Below are 20,264 nucleotides of genomic sequence, written 5' to 3'. Positions count from 1 at the left end.
CAGCAGGCGAATCTTGCAGTTGGGTTGCCTGATGCGATAGCGGGCCGGTAGACCTTACTCAAGCGCATATCCTCAGGTTCTCCGGACGAGCTACTGGTCCATGGGCTCGTGCTTTTTTTCACCTGAGCACAAGTCGCTCCATCACTTCTGACAAACCGCTTGCAATATGGATAGAATAACTCTATTCTGTCCTCTCGAACCGGGTTAGGTTACCCCTTACTCATAGCGCCAATATCCAAAACTCCATCATTATTGAGGTACGGATGTCTGAATTGTTGGGAAAAAAGCTGGGTCCATATGAAGTTCAGTCGGCGCTTGGTGCCGGCGGTATGGGCGAGGTCTACCTGGCCAAAGATACGCGGATCGATCGAATAGTCGCGATCAAAGTCCTTCCTTCCCAGACGGCAGCCACACCGGAACTTCGCCAGCGATTCGACCGCGAGGCTCGTGCGATCTCCAGTCTCAACCATCCGAATATCTGCGCGCTCTACGATATCGGCCAGCAGGATGGGATCGACTACCTGGTGATGGAGTATCTTGAAGGGGAGTCGCTTTCCAAAGTGCTGGAAAAGGGGCCGATGCAAACGGCAGAGTTGCTAAAGATCGCTATGCAGATAGCCGATGCGCTCGATAAAGCGCATAAGCAGGGGCTGGTTCATCGCGATCTCAAGCCGGCCAATATCATCATCACCAAGAATGGCGCCAAGCTGCTGGATTTCGGATTGGCGAAATTTCAGACGACCGGCGCGGTGACCAATCTTTCGATGACCCGGACCTCGTCGCCGTTGACAACCGAAGGGACGATCGTCGGGACATTCCAGTATATGTCACCCGAGCAGTTGGAAGGGAAAGAGGCGGACGCCCGTTCCGATCTTTTCTCGTTTGGTGTCGTGCTCTATGAGATGGCGACAGGGAAACGTCCATTCGAAGGTAAAAGCCAGGCGAGTCTGATCGCATCGATCATGAAAGAAGAGCCGCGACCGATCTCGGCGATCCAGCCGATGGCGCCGCCAACGCTGGAGCGAGTGGTGACGCAATGTCTGGCGAAAGAGCCGGATGATCGCTGGCAGTCGGCCGGGGATTTGAAGCGCGAACTGAATTGGATCACATCGGGTGGTTCGCAGATCGGTATCCCGGCGCCGGTAGTGGCACAACGTCGCCGACGTTTGCACGCGAGCTGGATCGTGGCGGCGGTGGCGATCGTCAGTGCGCTAGGTCTGCTCGGTATGCGCTTGATGCAAAAGGAACCTGAGAAGGAAGTCCACCGGTTCACGATTGAGCGTCCTTACACGGGGATGCGCTTTGACTGGCTCAAGCTGTCTCCCGACGGGAAGATGCTGGCGGTTCAGGCATTTGATTCGAACAGTGTGCGCTCCATCTGGGTCAGACCGATGAATTCTCTGGATCTGTACCAGCTTCCCGGAACCGAGGGGGCTGGCCGTCCTTTCTGGTCGCCGGACAGTAAATATTTGGCGTTCTTTGTCGGTAGACAATTGAAGAAGATGGCGGTGACCGGTGGCCCCGCCCAACTGATCACCGAGGCAGCCGGCTCGGACGGGACATGGGGGAAAGACGGGAACATTATCTTTGATAATAATGTCGGCGATTCACTGCATAAGGTACCCGCGAGCGGCGGAACCGCAACCGCCGCGACTACTTTCTCCAAGACCGAGAAGGAGCTGATGCATGCGTGGCCCTGTGCGCTGCCAGATGGAAAGCACTTTCTCTACCTGATTCAGATCGACACGTCAAGTCAATCCGGCGGTATCTATACGGTCTGTGTTGGTTCCAACGACGGTTCGGAAGGTAAGAAGTTGTTCCGTACTTCGTCACAAATCGACTACAGCGCGGCCGGGTACATTCTGCATATTCGGGAAGGCGTGCTCTTGGCTCAGCCGTTTTCGATGGACAAATTGGACATTGTCGGCGAGTCGGTCCCGGTAGCCGAGCGCGTGGCCCAGGCTTTCGGTGCATATCTGTTTTCTGTCGCCGACAACGGAACATTGGTGTATCAGGTTGGCTCGATTGCGGATGCCGGGAAATTGGTCTGGTTCAACCGAGATGGAAAGCCGATCGATACGATCGGCCCGTCAGCGCCATACCGCGATATTGAATTATCGCCGGATGAAAAGAGACTGGCCTATGGATTATTCGATCAGCAAAGTCAGGCTGAGGATATCTGGGTGTACGATCTGGTGCGTGAGGTTCCGACTCGATTGACCTTTTCCTCGGACACGGATGTCTGGCCGAAATGGTCCCCGGATGGGAACAGGATCGTGTATAGCAATGATGCGGGTGGTACGTACAAGCTGATGGAACAACAGGCGAATGGTATCGGAGAACCACGCGTTGTGTTTACCACCAGAGGGAATGTAGGTGCGAGCGACTGGTCGCGAGATGGTCGCACGATCGCAGTGGGGCAACAGTCAGGGGAATGGGACATCTGGCTGCTCAGTGCAGGTGATAGTGGCAAGTTCACTGAGTTTACGAGTACGCCACACCAGGAACGAAGACCGAGATTTTCCCCCAACGGCAGATATATTGCTTATCAGAGCAACGAGTCAGGACGCTTTGAGATTTATGTAAGGGAGAACTCGCCAACCGGCGGCAAGTGGCAGATCACCGCGAATATTGGATTTGCGCCGTCTTGGAGAGCCGATGGCAAAGAGCTCTTCTACTATGACAACAGCGGAGATTTTGTGGCGGTCCCAGTGGTGACAGACAAGGGATCTTTTGAGGCCGGCGTCCCGAAGAAGTTGTTCAATCAACGGATCAATGGAGCGGGACTTATTCAGCACCGGTACGCGGTGAGTGCGGATGGGCAGCGTTTTCTGGTGAACATTCCGTTGTCGGATCAGAGCACCAGTTCAACGTTGGTAACGCTGAACTGGGATGCGGCAATAAAGTAAGGGGAAAGCGGCTAGCGCAGCTTTCTCCGTTTTTCACGGTCGGTGGGGCGACGCGGCGCGCGGCCAAAGGCCGGACCCTCAGACTTCGGCTTGGTTCTTACTTCCGACTCATATTTGACCTGCGTCCGGGGAGCGCGATCAAATGGAAGTGCCGGCACCTGTTTGACCGCCAAAGCAGAGCGGATCAATCGTTCGATCTCCCGAACATCTTCACGCTGATCGAAAGTGGCGAATGAGATAGCTCTCCCGGCTCGTCCGGCGCGAGCTGTCCGTCCGATGCGGTGGACATAGTCCTGAGTGTTGGTCGGCAGATCAAAATTGACGACCAGTTCAATTCCAATCACATCGATCCCGCGAGCGGCGATATCCGTCGCGATCAGGACACGATACTTGCCGGACTTGAATCCATCGAGCGCCTCGCGTCGTTGTGCCAGTGAACGATTGGCGTGTATCTCAGCGGCCGAGAAGCCGGCACCGCGAATGTCGCGAGTCAGTTTCTTCGCGCCATGCTTAGTTCGCGAGAAGACCAGCACCGAGCCCTGATACTGCTTGAGCAGTTCTTCAAGGAGATATCTTTTGGCGGCCTTCTCGATGAAGAAGACTTCCTGTTCGACATTGTCCGCAGTCGATCCGGTCGGGGCGATCTCGATCTGGATCGGGATCTTCATATGTTGCTGCGCTAATGAAACGATCTCGCGCGGCATGGTCGCGGAGAAAAGCATGGTCTGGCGCACTTTGGGAACCATGCGGATGATCTTGTTAAGTTGCGGGGCAAAGCCCATATCCAGCATCCGGTCGGCCTCATCGAGTACGAGTATCTCGATATTGGACAGATTGACGATTCGCTGTTCCATCAGGTCAACCAGTCGACCAGGTGTGGCGACAATTATGCGAGGCTGTTTTTCGAGCGCTTTTTTCTGGGTGACTTCCGAAACGCCGCCGATCAACACGGCCGTGCGAAGACCAACGGAGCGTCCAACCGCCATCAGAGATTCATCCACCTGGATCGCCAATTCGCGTGTCGGGACGAGGATGAGGCCGCGGCCTTTTAGCTGAGCGAGCCGCTGGATCATCGGAATGCCGAATCCCAGCGTTTTGCCGGTTCCCGTCTGGGCGACGGCGATCAGATCTTTCCCCTCAAGGGCGATCGGGATCGACTTGCGTTGGATGGGGGTTGGTTCGGTGAATTTCAGTTTTGCGATAGCATGTTGCAGACCAGGGGCGATACCCAGCCCATGGAAGCCAGTTGGCGTAGGTGTGGTCACAATGTCCTTTCGCCGAAACGGCTCATAAATCGGTCATTTGCCGATTTCGGCGGTCGCGGCCGTATGTATTTCCTGGAGGGAAGCTACGGAAATTTTTGCCTCCTGGAAAGCGGCAATTGCCTCGACCGAGGCGGTGGCACCGGAGAGGGTGGTGATGCAGGGGATGCCGTTCTGTATAGCAGCGGTCCGGATCGACCAGCCATCCTGGGCGGAAGTTGCTCCCAGTGGGGTGTTTATGACGAGTCCGATATCGCCGGACTTGATGATATCAACGCAGTTAGGTCGACCTTCGCTGACCTTGAGGACGGACTCTGCCGCTACCCCCATATCGCGGAGGAAACCGGCGGTTCCACCGGTTGCGACGATCGAAAAGCCGAGCGAGGCGAATCGTCGGGCAATTGCGACTATCCCCTTTTTGTCCCGATCATTGACGCTGATCAGCAGTTTGCCGTCATGCGGTAGTTTGATTCCGGCAGCAAGTTGTGCTTTGTAGAAGGCGGTGCCGAAATTGTCGCCGATGCCCAGGACCTCGCCGGTTGAGCGCATCTCGGGGGAAAGCTTTGGATCGACGCCGGGAAATTTGATAAATGGAAAGACCGGCGATTTGACGAAAAAGCGGTCAACTTCAAGGTCACGCGTCAATCCGATCTCAGCGAGTGTCTGTCCAAGCATCAGACGAGTAGCGATCTTGGCCAGCGGCACACCAGTCGACTTGGCGACAAACGGGACAGTGCGAGAGGCCCGTGGGTTAACCTCCAGCACATACAGTTCTCCCTCAGCGACAGCGTACTGGATATTCATCAGGCCGACCACTTTGAGTTCACGAGCCAGTTGACGGGTCACCTGACGAATCTCTTCCATGCGAGCGGCATCATTAATGTAAGCAGGGAGAACAGAGGTTGAGTCGCCGCTATGCACGCCGGCCTCTTCGATATGTTGCATGATCCCGGCGATAATGCACTGCTTACCATCGGAAAGAGCATCGACATCAAACTCGTAGGCATCCTCCAGGAATTTGTCGATCAGGATCGGCTGGCCGGGGGCGGCATCAAAGGCAGAGGCGAGATAGGCATGGAATTGCGCCATGCCATAGATGATCGCCATTCCACGCCCGCCGAGGACATAGGACGGCCTGACCAGAAGCGGGAAGCCGAGCTTTTGAGCGGCGGCATCACCTTCGGCCATCGTGCGCGCGATCGCATGATCCGGGTGACGGATCTTAAACCTATTCAGGAATTCCGCAAATCGCTCACGATCTTCGGCGAGATCGATTGAATCCGGCGGCGTGCCGAGTATCGGAATGCCGGCGTTGGCAAGCGGCATCGTGAGTCGAAGCGGTGTCTGTCCGCCGAATTGAACGATCACGCCATCGGGGCGCTCTTTGTCATATATCTCAAGTACATCTTCGAGAGTGAGCGGCTCGAAATAGAGCCGGTCACTTGTGTCGTAATCGGTCGAAACCGTTTCCGGGTTGCAGTTGACCATGATGCTTTCGATACCGGCTTCGCGGAGCGCAAATGATGCATGACAACAGCAGTAGTCGAATTCGATCCCCTGCCCGATACGATTGGGGCCGCTACCGAGGATCATTACTTTCTTGCGGGCAGTCGGTTCAGACTCATCCTCGGTTTCATAGGTTGAATAAAGATACGGAGTGAATGACTCAAATTCACCGGCGCAGGTATCCACTCGTTTAAAGACTGGGCGGAGATTGATATCGTGGCGTCGCTGACGGACCTGATCCTCGTCGCAATTGGTGAGATAGGCGATACGGCGGTCAGAGAAGCCGAATTTCTTGGCGAGACTCAGCTCGGTATTTTCAATCGAGTCAAGGCTTCGACCCCGGATCTGCCGCTGAAGTTCCGCGAACTGGGCGACATGGTCGAGAAACCAGGGGTCAATCTGCGTGAGGCGGTTGACCTCGTCAACCGACCAGCCGACATCGAGCGCGTGTACTATATAATGTAGCCGGTTTTCATTGGGGGTGGCGAGGGCGGCGGTGAACTGCTCGCGCGTCATTGCGCCGGGGCGAAACGGCTTGATAGCCTCGAGCGAGCGAAGCGCCTTAAAGAGCGACTCCTTGAAGGTTCGGCCAATCGCCATCACTTCGCCAACAGACTTCATCTGGATGCCAAGTGATGCATCGGCGCCGGGGAATTTTTCGAAAGCAAATTTCGGAATCTTAGTGACTACATAATCAATCGCCGGTTCGAACGCGGCAGGAGTTTTGCGCGTGATATCATTAGGGATCTCATCAAGGGTATAACCGATCGCCAGTTTAGCGGCGATCTTGGCGATCGGAAAACCGGTCGCCTTGGAGGCGAGTGCAGAGGAGCGTGAAACACGGGGGTTCATTTCGATCACGACCAGTCGGCCCGTGCGGGGATTGACGCCAAACTGAACATTGGAACCACCGGTTTCCACGGCGACACGACGGAGGATAGCGGCGGCGGCATCGCGCATCCGCTGAAACTCCTTATCGGTCAGTGTCTGTGCGGGAGCCACGGTAAGAGAGTCACCGGTATGGACACCCATTGAATCGAAGTTCTCGATCGAGCAGATAACCACAAAGTTATCGCGGCAGTCGCGCATAACTTCAAGTTCGTATTCTTTCCAGCCAAGCAGTGATTCCTCGACCAGCACTTGTCCGACTGGAGAGAGGGCGAAGCCACGAGTGACGATCGAATCGAGTTCTTCCAGATTGTAAGCAATGCCGCCGCCGGACCCGCCAAGCGTGAAACTCGGTCTGACAATGATCGGAAAGCCGTTCTGTTTAGCGAAGCTTTTCGCCTGTGCATGGTTTGAGACGAGCGACGAACGAGGGACATCCAGACCGATCTCGATCATCGCTTGCTTGAAGAGCTCTCTATCTTCGGCGAGGCGAATAGCCTCGGCAGATGCACCGATCAACTGGACGTTGTACTTCTCGAGTATGCCGGCTTTATGCAGGGCAAGAGCGAGGTTGAGCGCCGTTTGGCCACCCACACTTGGGAGAATGGCGTCCGGACGGTCACGCTGAATGATCTTTTCGAGGAAGGGAACGGTCAGCGGTTCGATATAGGTGCGGTCGGCCAGCTCTGGGTCGGTCATAATGGTGGCCGGGTTGGAATTGACCAGCATAACTTCGATCCCTTCGGAGCGAAGCGCCTTGATAGCCTGTGTGCCGGAATAATCAAACTCACATGCCTGTCCGATCACGATCGGGCCGGATCCGATCACGAGGATCTTGTGCAAATCGGTACGTTTAGGCATGGCTGTGAGGCTCCTGCCATTGCTTCATGAGTGCGATGAAACTGTCAAAGAAGGGAAACGCGTCGTGCGGTCCGGGTGAGGCTTCGGGATGATATTGCACGGCGATGGCCGGGACATCTCGCAGAGACAATCCTTCGACTGTCAGGTCATTCAGATTGATGTGCGTGATATCAACTGTGCGATCCCGGAGCGAGTCGGCATCAACGGAAAAGCCGTGGTTATGGGCAGTGATCTGGACTTTGCCGGTGCGATGGTCGATCACCGGATGATTGCTTCCGCGGTGTCCGAATTTTAGCTTGTACGTTTTCCCACCGGCGGCCAAAGCCAACAGCTGATGCCCGAGACAGATACCGGCTATCGGCAGTCGGCCAAGCATCGCTTTGATATTATCTGTCGCATAGGTCAATGGATCAGGGTCGCCGGGTCCATTCGAAAGCAGGAGGCCATCCGGTTTAATGTCCAATATGTCGTTTGCCGAAGTGGAGGCTGGAACGACTGTTACTTTGCAGCCGAGCCGGGTTAAACAGCGAAGGATGTTATACTTAACGCCATAGTCATAGACGACCACATGCAGCGATGATTGAATCGAATTTGAAAAGAGATCTTGCTGATGCCAGTGACCATTGAGCAGAAGCTCCTGACTGTCCCATTGGTACCGTCGGCCAAGCGTGACTGTGGAAGCAAGATCGACTCCAGCCATGGAAGGATGTGCGCGGGCGCGAGCGATCAGGTCTCGATCTTCGTCGGTGATGTTCGCAATGACACCGCGCATGGCGCCGAATGTTCTGAGGTGGCGAACTAGTGCGCGAGTATCCAGCCCCTCTATCCCCGGGATATTGTTAGCCGCCAGATGGTCGTCGAGTGTTTGGATCGACCGCCAGTTGCTGGCAACGCGGCTCAGTTCTTTGATGATCAGGGAAGAGAGGAAAAGCTGGCGGGATTCGGCATCATCCTGAGCGATCCCGTAATTACCGATCTGCGGGGCGGTCATCACCACCATCTGGCCGGAATAAGACGGGTCGGTGAGAATTTCCTGATAGCCGGACATGGCGGTATTAAAAACGACCTCGCCGATGGCATCGGTTCGAGCGCCAAAGCGATTGCCGGGAAAGAGGCGGCCATCCTCTAAAACCAGCTTGGCGTTGTAGGTTTCGCGCAGCATTTCCGGAATCGATTTCCCTCTCGTGTTGCCCGGGGAGTTGGATCAATGGTATGTGGTGTCGCGCGAAGGTACTGCACGACGCGGCGGCTGTCAAGCGGCCACCTGATTCGCTGAAAGAACGGTCTGGCGGGAAATCAGAGGGGCTAGTATAATCATGGAATGTCACAGTCTTGTATCGGGATAGCGGCATGAAAATGACCTGTGTGCTGCGCAAAGAGGCGGGGTCGGTCGATGACCTGTTTGGATTTGTCGGCGATTTCGCCCGGCAAGGGGCACTCGACGAACAGACCGCGTTTGCACTGACTGTGGCCGCCGAAGAACTTTTCACCAACCTTGTGAAGTACAGCACAAAGAGTCATCAGCCGGTTCGGATCACTCTGGAGCAAACCGAGGAGTGGATTGAACTTGAGATGACCGACTTCGATGCAGAGCTGTTTGATATCACTACTGTCTCACTTCCGGATCTGGATGTTCCGATAGAAAAACGCCGCCACGGTGGAATGGGGCTCCACCTGGTCAGAAAGTTCGCCGATCAGCTGGGTTACCGGCATGAATCGGGGAACAGCATTATCACCTTCCGCAAACGATATCCCGTATCCAGCTAAAACGTGGGCATGCAAAAGGCCCGACTGAAGTCGGGCCTTGCGAGGATCAAAAGTCTTTGGCATAACCGATGCGGAGCATAAACGCTTTCAGGTCGGGAAAGAGATCAAACTCCTGCAGCGGTCCGAACGCTTCCGGCGGGCTTGGGTCTCCGCTCTGCGAGTACCACTCCAACGACAGTTGCAGGGTAGAGGCGAGCGAGATCGGCAGGTCGTAGCCAAGTCCGTAGGTTAATCCTGAGAATTTGGCCAGACGGCTGTCGGCCGAAGCATACTGCGGTAACGGCACTCCCTGAACCAGGAATGGGCGGGAGAAATCCGCACGAGACTGCTGGTACCATCGGATCGACGGTTTCACCGCGCCGGATTTTCCAAAGTCGTGGCGCAGGGAAAAAGTAGTAGTATGCGAAACAACTCCCCAATCATCCCAGAAGTATCGATAGGAAGCATCGAGAACTCCCAAAGAGATCGAGTGGCGTAGCTGACCAAAGAGCGCGTTGCCGGTTCTTCGGTCGGGACGCTTTTCATGCAGGTTCTGCACTGGTTCGCCCGGATCGGCGGAGTCAACTGGCTGTACCACACTGATGATCTTGTAAGGATCGGTCAGGTAGCCGGAGGCATCCGATAGCGAATAGTTAAAACGGAGCATGGTCCGTTTGCCAAGAATGCGAGTGACCCCTGCGACCAGGTCATAGGTGGTCTTGCGACGGCCATCTCGTCCGAGTCGTCGCTCGCCATCATCTTCATCCTCTGCCGTGATATCGGTAAACGGCTCCGGCATGCCACCAAGCATGGAGACATTGTCCCGAGCGATCGAACCGGAGAGGCTGAGGGCAGTTTTGCCGCCATCGAATTCCTGAGAGACGGCGCCGCTGAAACCGGTCGACTTGTAGTCATGTTCGCTGGAGAGGTGCAATCCCACGGTAAAAGTGGTGCGCTCCCAGAATCTGCGCGAAAGCGCCATGTCGCCGGAAAAGCGAGTATCCTGGAAGCTCTTGTCGATCGGGATCTCTCCTGCGGCAGTCACCACGCGGCCGCCGCCCGATGACCGGGTAATGGTCATCGGATACTTTGAGGGAGAACCGCCGGTCGGCGAAGCTCCGGTCAGACCATCATAGGTCAGATTCAGATTCAGAGTAAACTGATTCTTAAGCTGCCTGGTCAGGTTGAACATCGCCTCGGTCGCCTTGATCCGATCCTTTTCACTATAGAAGAGGATGGAGCTTTCCGAGCGATTTTGGGCGTGCGTGGTGAGCGCGGTCGAACCAAGTACCACAGCGGTGAGCGACGCCAGCGCATGTTTGATCGGTTTGATGCGCATCAGTTACACCCACATCCGCCTCCGCCAAACGACCGACCACCACTGGAGGCTTCTTTCGAGAAGTAAATGTGGTCGTCGATGATCTCTTTGCTGAGCTGCTTATCGAGTTGCAACTCTTCGGCGGCGACCGGAGGCTTGGTGCAGATCTGTCCACTGGTGGCACAACCGCCAATCAGCAGAGATCCCGTCAGTACCAAAGCAGCACACATCATTGCGCGCGTATTCAGTCTCATGATATTCTGCATAGTCCCGTCCATTGGTACGAAAGAGGCCGGTTGAACGGCCCCTTTCGGTTCAGGTTAACACGAACAAGCATGGAGGAGCGTGGCCGAGGACCTGGCCAGACGCTGTCGAGGACTCTGCACTAAAACTTGTACGAGACACCGAACATCAGCCGCACCTCAACATCGGGCTGAGCGATCGCTGCATCGGCGTCATCATAGGTGTAATCTTCCTTGGCATGCAGGTCGTCGCCGTTCGGACGGTAATAGGTGTCATGGCCGGAGAGTTCACTCCGGAAATAATAATCCGCACCGACCGTGAACAACATCGAAACGCGCGGACTGACCGGGAATGAGGATTCCAGACCGCCGCCAAGACCCCAGGCATTGGTGGTAACATCAAACGTCTCGTTGCCGCCGATGTACTCGAAGTGCGAGTTATAATAGGCGTGACGCACGCCGCCATAGACATTGGAGTATTGCAGTGAGGCGATCTTCACGGGATAAAGCACATCAAGTCGAGTATCCCACAACTTAGCCCAGCCTCGCGGCGAGCCGTTGGTGTTGTTGTCGATGAAAATGCGACGAGCCGCGACGGCATCGCCAGTCGCTACGCGTGCGTAACCGAGACCGAACCGTACACTGAAAGGAAACCCTACCGCAAAGTGATTGAGTGTTCCACTGCAGTGTAAACCAACACCGGCATAATATCCGGTGAGCACCTGCCCGGTGAAAGCGCGGATAGTGGGTGACGAAGCACTTCCATTACTGTAGTCCGACTTGGACTTTGGGTTGGCGGCCATCAGGGAACCGGCAACCAACAGCAGGGCGAGGGCCGACAGCAGATTGATCCGTTTCATGGACATCTCCTTTTGCTTGCTTGACTGGCCGGCAGACTTTCCTGAGTCGGCGAACAAGAAATCGCGACATCTACCGGGCTACTCCATGTTTCGGAACGGAACAGGCGAAATCTTAGAAAAAGAATCTTCGACATATCAAATTGCCAGGCAATCCCTTAGCGAGAGAAAGTGGATTTTGCCAGGCGACTTTCTAGCGAGCGGCAGCAAAATCACACTCCTCAATACTATTCTATCGTCGCCGCCGAGGTGGATTGTTGAATCTATGGAATCAAGTCAAGGTATTGCTTGATTTGTCGACCTTAAGTAATGTGGTCCGATTGATGCTTTTTTATCCAAAAAGGGGTGGCTATCTGAATGATGTCTGCAGAGCAGCGACAAAAGCTGGCGTTTCGGGTTCTCCTCATCGACGATGAAAAGGAGATACGTGATCTGCTGCAGCGAGCGATCATCGCCTCCGGCTTTTCATGTGAATCGGTCGGTGATGGAGCAAAAGCGATCGAGTTGATCCACACGAATGCCTTTGGGTTGATCATCACTGATATTCGGATGCCCGGACTTTCGGGGGTAGAGGTCGCGGAACAGATCCTCGCTGTTGATTCCACTATCCCGGTGATATTCATCACGGGCTTTGCGGAATATGAATCCGTCTCGCAGGCAATACGACTTCGTCCGTTCGGATTTCTCGAAAAGCCGTTTACACCCGATCAGCTACTGACGCTGGTTGATCGAGCCTATCAGCAAGCGTGTATCGAGCGCGACCTGGTGATCGCACGGCGGCAACTTGAATCGGAAGTTGCGGAGCAACATCGCGAGCTGGCTTTCCGGACCGAACGACTCTTTGCAGAAAAAGAGCTGCTCCAGGGAATAATCCGGAACGCGAACTTTGGTCTGGTGGCAATCGACAACAACCAATGCACCCATCTGCTAAATGAATTTGCAGTCCAGCTGTTGGGGATGATCAGCCCGTTGGTGGCTGGGTATCACGGTCATCCGTTGAGCCAGTTATTGCCGGACGCGTGTCGCGAGCCGATGCTTCGTGCGGCGCGAGAGGTACTGGCCACGGGGGAGATGCAGCGCGACACTTTCACGAATTCGATCACTGAAAAGCGCCTCGACCTGATCGCCTATGCGATCAAACATAAAGAGAGTATTGCGGCGGTTGTGTTGATCGTCCACGATGTAACCGAGCGGGAGATCCTGCAGCGGCGGTTGCTTCAGACGGCCAAGTTGGCCTCGATCGGCGAACTGGCCGCAGGGGTCGCGCACGAGATCAACAATCCGCTGGGGTTTGTCATCAGCAACTGCAACTCCCTGGCGCAATATGTGGAAGCGGTGAAATTGTATACGACAGCGCTCGAAGAGACGACTCGCGCCGTGCAATTACCCCAGCATCTGCAGGAACGCGTCAGCTCGACACGGCAGTCACTTGATATCGAATATATCTTTGGGGATATCAGCGGTCTGATGAAAGAGACGCTGGATGGGTTGATGCGCGTCTCGAAGATCGTCACCGATCTCAAGACCTTCGCAAGAGTGGAGGGAGACGTACCGCAGGTTTGCCAGATCAACAGTCTATTGGACGATGCTCTGAACCTGGTGCGCAACGAAACGAAATACAAGCTGGAGATAGTGCGCGAATTCGGTGAACTGTCGGACCTCTCCTGCTTTCCGAATCAACTGGTTCAGGTCTTCACGAATATGTTCGTGAACTCGGCGCATGCGGTGGAGAACACGGGAATTCTCACGATCAGCACTTCAGAACGCAACAATGTGATCAAGATCCAGATACGTGACAACGGCGCCGGAATACCCGACAAGCATTTGTCGCGCATTTTCGATCCGTTTTTTACGACCAAGCCGCCGGGCAAAGGGACGGGTATGGGGCTCAGCATCTCCTATGGGATAATCCAGCGGCACGGCGGCCATATCAGTGTGACAAGTGAATCTGGCAGGGGGACAACCTTTAGCATAGAACTTCCTCTCCCCGGCGTGTTGACTCCGGTAGAGGCGGAAACGGTGTGAGGAACGACGGATGGATCGTTACAGTGTACTATTTGTGGATGATGAACCGAACATACTCCGTTCGTTGACCCGCCTGTTTCACCGGGAGTCATTCGATGTTCTGGTGGCATCCGGCGGTGAAGAAGCGCTGGAGCTGTTGCGTTCGCGTCCGGTCCAGTTGGTAGTGACTGATAATATCATGCCGCGGATGACCGGCGTTGAGCTGATCAAAAAGATCCGCGACAGTTGGCCGGACACGTTGCGCATCATTCTCTCGGGACAGTCGGATATGCAGGCAGTGCTTGGAGCGGTCAACCAGGGAGAAGCCTTCCGATTCCTGCTTAAGCCGTGGACCGACAGCGACCTCAAGGCCAATGTTTATATAGCGCTCGCTCATTATAAGCTGCGGCAGGATGTCGCCAGCCTGAAGAACCAACTGACTGAAATGGAGTTGGTCCTCGTGTACCTCCAGAAACAGCATCCGGAAGTTCTTGCGACGGCACCACCCGAGATCCAGCGGATCATGACGCTGGAGTCACGGAAACAAGCGGAAACACCTGAATTGATGGTGGAGTGAATTAATGACGCAATCGATCTCAGATGTTGTAGACCATCTTTCGGCACTACCTCCCTTTCCGAAGGTGACGACCAGGCTGTTTTCATTGTTGAATGATGACAGTGCATCGGCGACCGAGCTTGCCAATGTGATCAGCGCTGATCCTTCGCTCTCTATGCGCGTGGTTCATCTGGCGAATTCGCCGTTTTATATGCTGGCCCGTCCGGTATTGAGTGTCAAGGAGGCGGTGCTGGTGCTGGGGATGAATACGATCAAGAATATTACCACGGCTGCTTCGCTGATGACCGGTCTCTCCGCTCTGCATCCTCGGGTGGATGTTTTTGACATGTCGGAATTCTGGAAACACTCGAATGCCACCGCGATTGCCGCTCACAAGTTGGCGGTGCACAAGCTCACGTCGATGGCTGACTCATTGTATCTGGCCGGTTTGATCCACGACATCGGTAAGGTCATTGTCGCTTATCACTGGCCGGAGTCCTGGAAAGCGATCGTCAACACCATGCGGCACACCAACGAAGATTACTGGCAAGTGGAACAGCGGCTGTTTCACGGGTCACATGCGGAGATCGCCGCATCGCTGTGCACTAACTGGCGTTTCCCCAAACTGATCGTGGAGATCGTCCAGCACCACCACGCGGAAGCGGTGGAGCAGGAGTTCGAATCACCTCACAAAATACTCTCGACGGCTGACTATCTGGCACGAGCTACCGGTCTTTCGTGTCCTGCCATTGGTTCGATGGAAACAGCTGATCTTCCTGCGGACCAGCAGGAGATCGCCCGGCAGTTGCCGGAAGAAGTGGAATACCAACTGTCGACTCTGGAGCGGACATGACCACATTGACAGAAGAACCGCAGCGGGAGCAGGCTGAGGCGACACAGTCCACCGCGGAAGTGCTGTTTTTAGATGATGAAGCACCGGTGTTGCGTGCGCTTCAACGCGTATTTCACAATGAGGCCGGGTTGCATTGCCACTTTGTCGGTTCGCCCAAAGAGGCGCTCGAAACCCTCAGTGCGCATTGTATAGATGTTATAGTCTCGGATCATCGGATGCCGCAGATGACCGGAGCGGAGTTCCTCGCGCGAGTCAAGGAAAAGCGGCCACGCGCTGTCCGTCTTATGCTCACCGGCCAGGCCGATCTGGCGGCGGTTCAAAAGGCAGTCAACGACGGAGAGATCTACCGGTTTCTCCTCAAACCGTGGAAGGATGAGGAACTCCGGTTGGCGGTCCGTCAGGCAGTGGAGTATGGCCGTCTGCATGATGAAAACCGTCGTCTCCTCGTGCTGACGCAGCAACAGAACGCCAGACTCGAAGCAGCCAACAATGAACTCGAGGAGCAGGTGCAAGCGAGAACAACCCAGCTTGCTGATGCGCTGTATACTGCCCGCGCCCTGAATGAACAACTCGAGGACGCGCTGTATTCCAGCACCAAAGTTTTCTTTACGTTGATCCAGTCGGCCCGTCCGGAATTGGGAAGCCATAGTCGGCGCGTCGCGGAACACGCGGTCGAGATAGGCAAGCTCTGCAAGCTGGGCCGTCAGGAGATTCGCGATCTCGAGATAGCAGCGTTGTTGCATGATGGCGGCAAGCTCGGCTTCCCGATCTTCCTGGTAGAAAAGCATGCGGCCGACTATAGTCGGGAAGAGCTGGATCTGTACAAAACGCACCCGCAAAGCGGCACGGATTACTTGAAGGGGATCAGCTACTACGATCGGATCGCGACGATCATTCAGCAACATCACGAACGGTATAATGGCAGTGGCTTCCCAACAGGGCAGAAAGGGCTTTCCACGCTCACCGAGAGCTATATCGTGGGAATCGTTGATGCCTACGACCATTTGATCATGCGTCCGTCGCGAAGTCCGGAATTTGCGTTCCAATTTGCGTGTCAGACGATCGCCGAGATGGCAGATCAGGATTTCCCGTCACGGCTGGTTCAGATCACTCTGGATTACATCAATCGAATGAATGACCGTCGCGCGAACGACAATATTTTGCGAATCGGTCCTTCCGATCTTGCGCCAAACTACATATTGGCCCGCGATCTTTATACGATGACCGGATCATTGCTGGCGGCCAGCGGCACTTGCCTGACTGCCCAGAATATCGCCCGGATCAGGGCGATCGTTCGTCTGGATCCGGCGGCGGGAGAGATCTGGGTGATGCGTAAGCCGCGTCGCCAGGAAGGGCACGTCGATCCTGCATGAAGCAAACGGTGCAAAACTGGAGACGGGAGTTTCAAGGGAAGGTTTGGCTCTGGATAGTCATTTCAGTTCCTGCGTTTGTCGTCGTGCGCGTTTTAATCTGGGAGCATTTTGGACGGCAACTAGTACGCGAGTATCAGTTGGAGCATCTAACAGACTTTATTACCTCACTGGTCGGGGCATCGCTCCTGGTTGCGGTAGTAGCGACCATGGCGTGGTACTTCAACAGACTTTTTGACCGCTATTTCGACCAGGGTTACCAACAACTGCTTCGCCAGGTCGAGTCTGAGCGAGACAACTACCATTCGTTGCTCGAGGGGATCCCGGCAATGGCCTGGCGAACCGACGCCACGGGCAAGCGAATCTACTGCAATCAACGCTGGCTTGAATTCACCGGTCGATCTCTGGTCGAGGAGACGGGAGAAAACTGGGAGTCGGTGATCCATACAGAGGATCTTCCATTGTACACGGCCCGGCTATCCAAGGCGATAGAAGGTGGACAGTCAATGAACCTGGAGTATCGGGCAAGAAGATACGACGGGAAGTATCGGTGGATCAGGGATGGCGGACGTCCGCTTCGTGAAGCAGACGGCCGGATCAGCGGATTTGTGGGCGTCTGTTTTGACGTCACGGAGCAACGCGACGCAATGCAGCGGCTGAGAGAGAGTGAAGAACGTTTTCGGGCAATGATCGAAACAACTCCAGATGGGATCATCGTTCATCGGAGCGGAATCATAGTCTATCTCAACAGCACGATGCGTGACATTCTCCGTGTGGGAAGAGACGAGTCACTGCTTGGTCAGAGTGTTCTGAACTTTGTCGACCCAGAACAGCATCTGGAGGTGATCGAACGGATCAATCGGCGTTCGGATGGCGAAACGCATTTTGCGCCGATGGAGCTACGTCTAGTCAAGGCTGATGGGACGATGTGCGATTCGGAGATCACGGCCACGGTTATCGGCATGGATGGAGAGCCGGCGATCCTGGTTTTCGTGCGCGACATCTCAGATCGAAAAGATACCGACCGAATGCTGGCGGAGGAAGCGATCCGCCGTCGGATCCTGATCGAGCAGTCGAGAGATGGCATTGTCGTGTTGACGGAAACGGGTGCGGTCTACGAAAGCAATAACCGATTCGCTGAGATGCTCGGGTACACGGTCGAGGAAACCGCTTCACTGCATGTATGGGACTGGGACACCACATGGACGCCAGAAGAACTTCTCGAAATGCTGAGGAAGTCGGACGCGGCCGGAGAGAAATTTGAAACCCGCATGCGCCAGAAAGACGGCAGTCTTGTGGATGTCGAGATCACGAGCAACGGAGCGACCTGCAATGGACAGAAGCTGATCTTTTGCGTGTGCCGCGATATATCGCAGCGGAATCAGGCGGAACAGGCGCTGCGCGAGAGCGAGCGAATGCTGGCATCGCTGATGAACAATCTGCCGGGGATGGCCTTCCGACGCCAGATGCGTCCCGAGCGTCTGCTGGAATTCGCGAGCGGAGGTTCGACGCGAATTTTCGGCTATTCGCCGGAAGAGCTTATCCTTTGTGTAAATAGCAGCGAAATGCCCTTGATCCATCCGGGCGATCAGGGGGCAGTAGAGCGCGCTCGGGAAGAGGCGATCGAGTCGCAGATGCCGCTTAATGTCTCGTACCGTGTCCAGCACAAAGACGGGACCTTTCGATGGGTGATGGAGCAAGCAAGCCCTTCAAGCTCGTCAGATGGCCTGCAGGCGTTTCTTGAGGGGATCGTCTACGACGTTGATGAACACTATCGAATGGTGCTGCGGCAGTCGCTGTTGAATGCGGCGATCGAGGCAGCAGATGAAGCGATCGTAGTGACCGATCCACTCGGGACGATCGAGTACTGCAATCCGGCTTTCTCGCGAGTGACCGGTTATAGCACAGAAGAGGCGATCGGCAAAACTCCGGCTGTTCTGAAGAGCGGCAAACTGAGCAGCGAATTCTATTCGCGACTCTGGTCGACGATCACCTCCGGTCAGATCTGGCGCGGTGAATTGATCAATGTCGCCAAGGATGGTCATGAGTTCGTTGAGCGCGCGACCATTTCGCCTGTTTTGGATAGTCAGGGAAAGATCGCGCACTTCGTGGCGGTCAAACATGACATGACGCTGCAGAGGAATCTCGAACAGCAGTTGCTGCAATCGCAAAAGTTGGAGGCAGTCGGAATTCTGGCCGGTGGGATCGCTCACGATTTCAATAACCTGTTGACCGTGATCATCGGCCACAGCCATATGTTACTCAAACACTTTCCTGAAGATAACCCTCACCGGGAAGATATAGCGCAGATACTGGAGACCGGCAATCGGGCCGCTTCGTTAACCCGGCAACTGCTGGCATACAGCAGGAAGCAGATAAGTCGACCGCAGTCGATTAATGTGAATGCGATCATCGACAATTTACGAAAGATGTTAAGCCGTATCCTGGACGAAAATATCATCCTCACAACTGAATTTGACCCGCACATTCCGCATGTCGTGATCGACCCCGCGCAACTTGAGCAGGTGATCCTGAATCTGGTGGTGAACGCGCGAGATGCGATGCCGCAGGGAGGGAAGATCACCCTGAGGACCAAGGCGATTCTGGGGATGGCTCCACTATTATCAGCCAACGATTTCACGGATCTGACTGCGCATGTGCAATTGATCTGTAGCGACACCGGGTGCGGTATGGATCAGGCAACCATGGACCGCGTCTTCGATCCGTTCTTCACGACCAAGGAGGTCGGCAAGGGGACAGGATTGGGACTTTCTACCGTTTATGGCATAGTCCATCAGGCAAATGGCGTAGTTACAGTACAGAGTGCGGTCGGAGAAGGAACAACGTTTGAAGTCTGGTTACCAGCGGAACCAGTATCGCATATCGAAGTGTCACCGAAGGACAAAACTGGCCAGTCTTTAATCGCGAGAGGCAGCAAACTGGTTTGTCTCGTCGAGGATGAACATGCGATCAGGCAGTTGGTACGGCGAGTGCTTGAGCAATCCGGGCATCAGGTGATCGAGGCATCTTCGGGCGAGGAAGCGATCGAGATGCTGCGACGGCGGGAGATCACTCCTGACATTCTGATCACTGACATTATTATGCCGGGGATGAATGGCCGTCAGTTGGGGGATCTGGTGCGATCGCGGTATCCCGGATGTCGATCACTGTACATGTCAGGTTACACAGATGACGTGTTAGGAAGGAATGGCGTGGTGGGAGATGATTGTGAGCTTCTGCAAAAGCCGTTCCAGCCGGAAGAGCTTCTTGCGGCGATTGACAGAATAATTGATCAGCCGGTCCAGCCAACGAGTCGAATCGTTGAGGGCACCGTCGCAATTGTGAGCAGCGGAAACGGGTCGAGTCAGCAAGAGTGAAAAATTGATATAATTGGGGGTTTCGATGAGTGGGAATGAAGGGCAGGGAGAAGCGGGAAAGCACGCCATCCTGCTGGTGGATGATGAACCGTCTATTCTAAATGCGCTACAGCGAGCATTGCGCCGCGAACCATATACCCTGTTCACGGCTAATGACTGTATGTCGGCGATGCAGTTAATGGCGACGCACGAGTTTGCGGTGGTGATCAGCGATTACACCATGCCGGAAATGACAGGCGCAGAGTTGCTGGCTGTCATGGAGTCTCGGAATCCGCGCTGTATCCGGATCATGCTGACGGGAGCGACCAAAGCCCAGTCGGTTCCTCAACCGATCGCCGACAGCATTCTGCATTGCCACAAATTTCTCACGAAGCCATGGGATGACGACAGCCTTCGAAGCATGATCCGGCAGTCGCTGGAAGAGTATGTTCGAACGACCACAACCAAGTGAGTCCTGGTAGCTGGGACATCTCCTTCTTTTGGGTTGTCACAAAACAGGCCAGGCATGATGCCTG

General features: G+C 55.0%; 14 protein-coding genes. 8 read left to right on the top strand and 6 right to left on the bottom strand.

The features are described from left to right. The first annotated feature begins 263 nt into the window (after window positions 1–263). Entirely contained in the window at window positions 264–2,909 is a 2,646-nt protein-coding gene (locus tag IPH75_13220) for a protein kinase (GenBank protein ID MBK7143032.1), read from the top strand. Window positions 2,910–2,920: 11 nt separating this feature from the next. Here the strand turns inward: IPH75_13220 and IPH75_13215 are convergent, their stop codons facing one another. Genes IPH75_13215 through carA form a run of 3 tightly spaced genes read right to left on the bottom strand, consistent with a single transcriptional unit; the run spans window position 2,921 to window position 8,588 of the window. Beyond that, window positions 2,921–4,174: a DEAD/DEAH box helicase gene (locus IPH75_13215; protein MBK7143031.1), complete on the bottom strand. Its 1,254-nt coding sequence runs from the start codon at window positions 4,172–4,174 to the stop codon at window positions 2,921–2,923. Between the two features lie 33 nt (window positions 4,175–4,207). Continuing rightward, window positions 4,208–7,426, bottom strand: coding sequence for a carbamoyl-phosphate synthase large subunit (gene carB / locus IPH75_13210; protein MBK7143030.1), 3,219 nt, complete (start codon window positions 7,424–7,426; stop codon window positions 4,208–4,210). Beyond that, entirely contained in the window at window positions 7,419–8,588 is a 1,170-nt protein-coding gene (carA, locus tag IPH75_13205; GenBank protein ID MBK7143029.1) for a glutamine-hydrolyzing carbamoyl-phosphate synthase small subunit, read from the bottom strand. Before carA ends, carB begins: the two co-directional genes overlap by 8 nt. A 188-nt stretch (window positions 8,589–8,776) precedes the next feature. Here carA and IPH75_13200 point away from each other — a divergent pair, with 188 nt between their 5' ends. Further along, entirely contained in the window at window positions 8,777–9,193 is a 417-nt protein-coding gene (locus IPH75_13200; GenBank protein ID MBK7143028.1) for an ATP-binding protein, read from the top strand. 46 nt (window positions 9,194–9,239) lie between these two features. Here IPH75_13200 and IPH75_13195 read toward each other — a convergent pair whose 3' ends face one another. The 3 genes from IPH75_13195 to IPH75_13185 all read right to left on the bottom strand — a co-directional run bounded on the left by IPH75_13195 (window position 9,240) and on the right by IPH75_13185 (window position 11,592). Continuing rightward, the gene (locus IPH75_13195; protein ID MBK7143027.1) at window positions 9,240–10,511 is read right to left on the bottom strand and encodes a DUF3570 domain-containing protein; all 1,272 of its coding nucleotides are present in this window, start codon (window positions 10,509–10,511) and stop codon (window positions 9,240–9,242) included. Then, the gene (locus tag IPH75_13190) at window positions 10,511–10,744 is read right to left on the bottom strand and encodes a DUF4266 domain-containing protein (protein MBK7143026.1); all 234 of its coding nucleotides are present in this window, start codon (window positions 10,742–10,744) and stop codon (window positions 10,511–10,513) included. Before IPH75_13190 ends, IPH75_13195 begins: the two co-directional genes overlap by 1 nt. Before the next feature lie 131 nt (window positions 10,745–10,875). Next, a complete protein-coding gene (locus IPH75_13185) occupies window positions 10,876–11,592 on the bottom strand; it encodes a hypothetical protein (GenBank protein MBK7143025.1) in 717 nt (238 codons plus the stop codon). A gap of 354 nt (window positions 11,593–11,946) precedes the next feature. Here IPH75_13185 and IPH75_13180 point away from each other — a divergent pair, with 354 nt between their 5' ends. The 6 genes from IPH75_13180 to IPH75_13155 are packed head-to-tail and all read left to right on the top strand — an operon-like array spanning window position 11,947 to window position 20,200. After that, window positions 11,947–13,614, top strand: coding sequence for a response regulator (locus IPH75_13180; GenBank protein ID MBK7143024.1), 1,668 nt, complete (start codon window positions 11,947–11,949; stop codon window positions 13,612–13,614). A 10-nt stretch (window positions 13,615–13,624) separates the two neighbouring features. Next, window positions 13,625–14,170: a response regulator gene (locus tag IPH75_13175; protein MBK7143023.1), complete on the top strand. Its 546-nt coding sequence runs from the start codon at window positions 13,625–13,627 to the stop codon at window positions 14,168–14,170. Window positions 14,171–14,174: 4 nt separating this feature from the next. Then, window positions 14,175–15,002 (top strand): HDOD domain-containing protein, encoded by an 828-nt coding sequence (locus IPH75_13170; GenBank protein MBK7143022.1) that lies wholly within the window; start codon window positions 14,175–14,177, stop codon window positions 15,000–15,002. Continuing rightward, complete coding sequence (locus tag IPH75_13165; protein ID MBK7143021.1) at window positions 14,999–16,375, top strand: response regulator; 1,377 nt, start codon at window positions 14,999–15,001, stop codon at window positions 16,373–16,375. The genes IPH75_13170 and IPH75_13165 overlap by 4 nt, the downstream gene beginning before the upstream one ends. An 8-nt stretch (window positions 16,376–16,383) precedes the next feature. Continuing rightward, complete coding sequence (locus IPH75_13160) at window positions 16,384–19,749, top strand: PAS domain S-box protein (protein ID MBK7143020.1); 3,366 nt, start codon at window positions 16,384–16,386, stop codon at window positions 19,747–19,749. 25 nt (window positions 19,750–19,774) lie between these two features. Then, entirely contained in the window at window positions 19,775–20,200 is a 426-nt protein-coding gene (locus tag IPH75_13155) for a response regulator (GenBank protein MBK7143019.1), read from the top strand. The last annotated feature ends 64 nt before the right edge of the window (window positions 20,201–20,264 follow it).

The sequence above is a fragment of the bacterium genome, from assembly GCA_016708025.1.
Lineage (GTDB): Bacteria > Zixibacteria > MSB-5A5 > GN15 > FEB-12 > FEB-12.
This window is presented reverse-complemented; position numbering and strand designations above follow the sequence as displayed.

Excerpts from the sequence above, each read along its gene's own strand:
- IPH75_13155 (MBK7143019.1), top strand. The coding sequence starts at position 19,775 with ATGAGTGGGAATGAAGGGCAGGGAGAAGCGGGAAAGCACGCCATCCTG.
- IPH75_13200 (MBK7143028.1), top strand. The coding sequence starts at position 8,777 with ATGAAAATGACCTGTGTGCTGCGCAAAGAGGCGGGGTCGGTCGATGAC.
- IPH75_13165 (MBK7143021.1), top strand. The coding sequence starts at position 14,999 with ATGACCACATTGACAGAAGAACCGCAGCGGGAGCAGGCTGAGGCGACA.
- IPH75_13185 (MBK7143025.1), bottom strand. The coding sequence starts at position 11,592 with ATGAAACGGATCAATCTGCTGTCGGCCCTCGCCCTGCTGTTGGTTGCC.
- IPH75_13170 (MBK7143022.1), top strand. The coding sequence starts at position 14,175 with ATGACGCAATCGATCTCAGATGTTGTAGACCATCTTTCGGCACTACCT.
- IPH75_13190 (MBK7143026.1), bottom strand. The coding sequence starts at position 10,744 with ATGAGACTGAATACGCGCGCAATGATGTGTGCTGCTTTGGTACTGACG.
- carA (MBK7143029.1), bottom strand. The coding sequence starts at position 8,588 with ATGCTGCGCGAAACCTACAACGCCAAGCTGGTTTTAGAGGATGGCCGC.
- IPH75_13220 (MBK7143032.1), top strand. The coding sequence starts at position 264 with ATGTCTGAATTGTTGGGAAAAAAGCTGGGTCCATATGAAGTTCAGTCG.
- IPH75_13195 (MBK7143027.1), bottom strand. The coding sequence starts at position 10,511 with ATGCGCATCAAACCGATCAAACATGCGCTGGCGTCGCTCACCGCTGTG.
- IPH75_13175 (MBK7143023.1), top strand. The coding sequence starts at position 13,625 with ATGGATCGTTACAGTGTACTATTTGTGGATGATGAACCGAACATACTC.
- carB (MBK7143030.1), bottom strand. The coding sequence starts at position 7,426 with ATGCCTAAACGTACCGATTTGCACAAGATCCTCGTGATCGGATCCGGC.
- IPH75_13180 (MBK7143024.1), top strand. The coding sequence starts at position 11,947 with ATGATGTCTGCAGAGCAGCGACAAAAGCTGGCGTTTCGGGTTCTCCTC.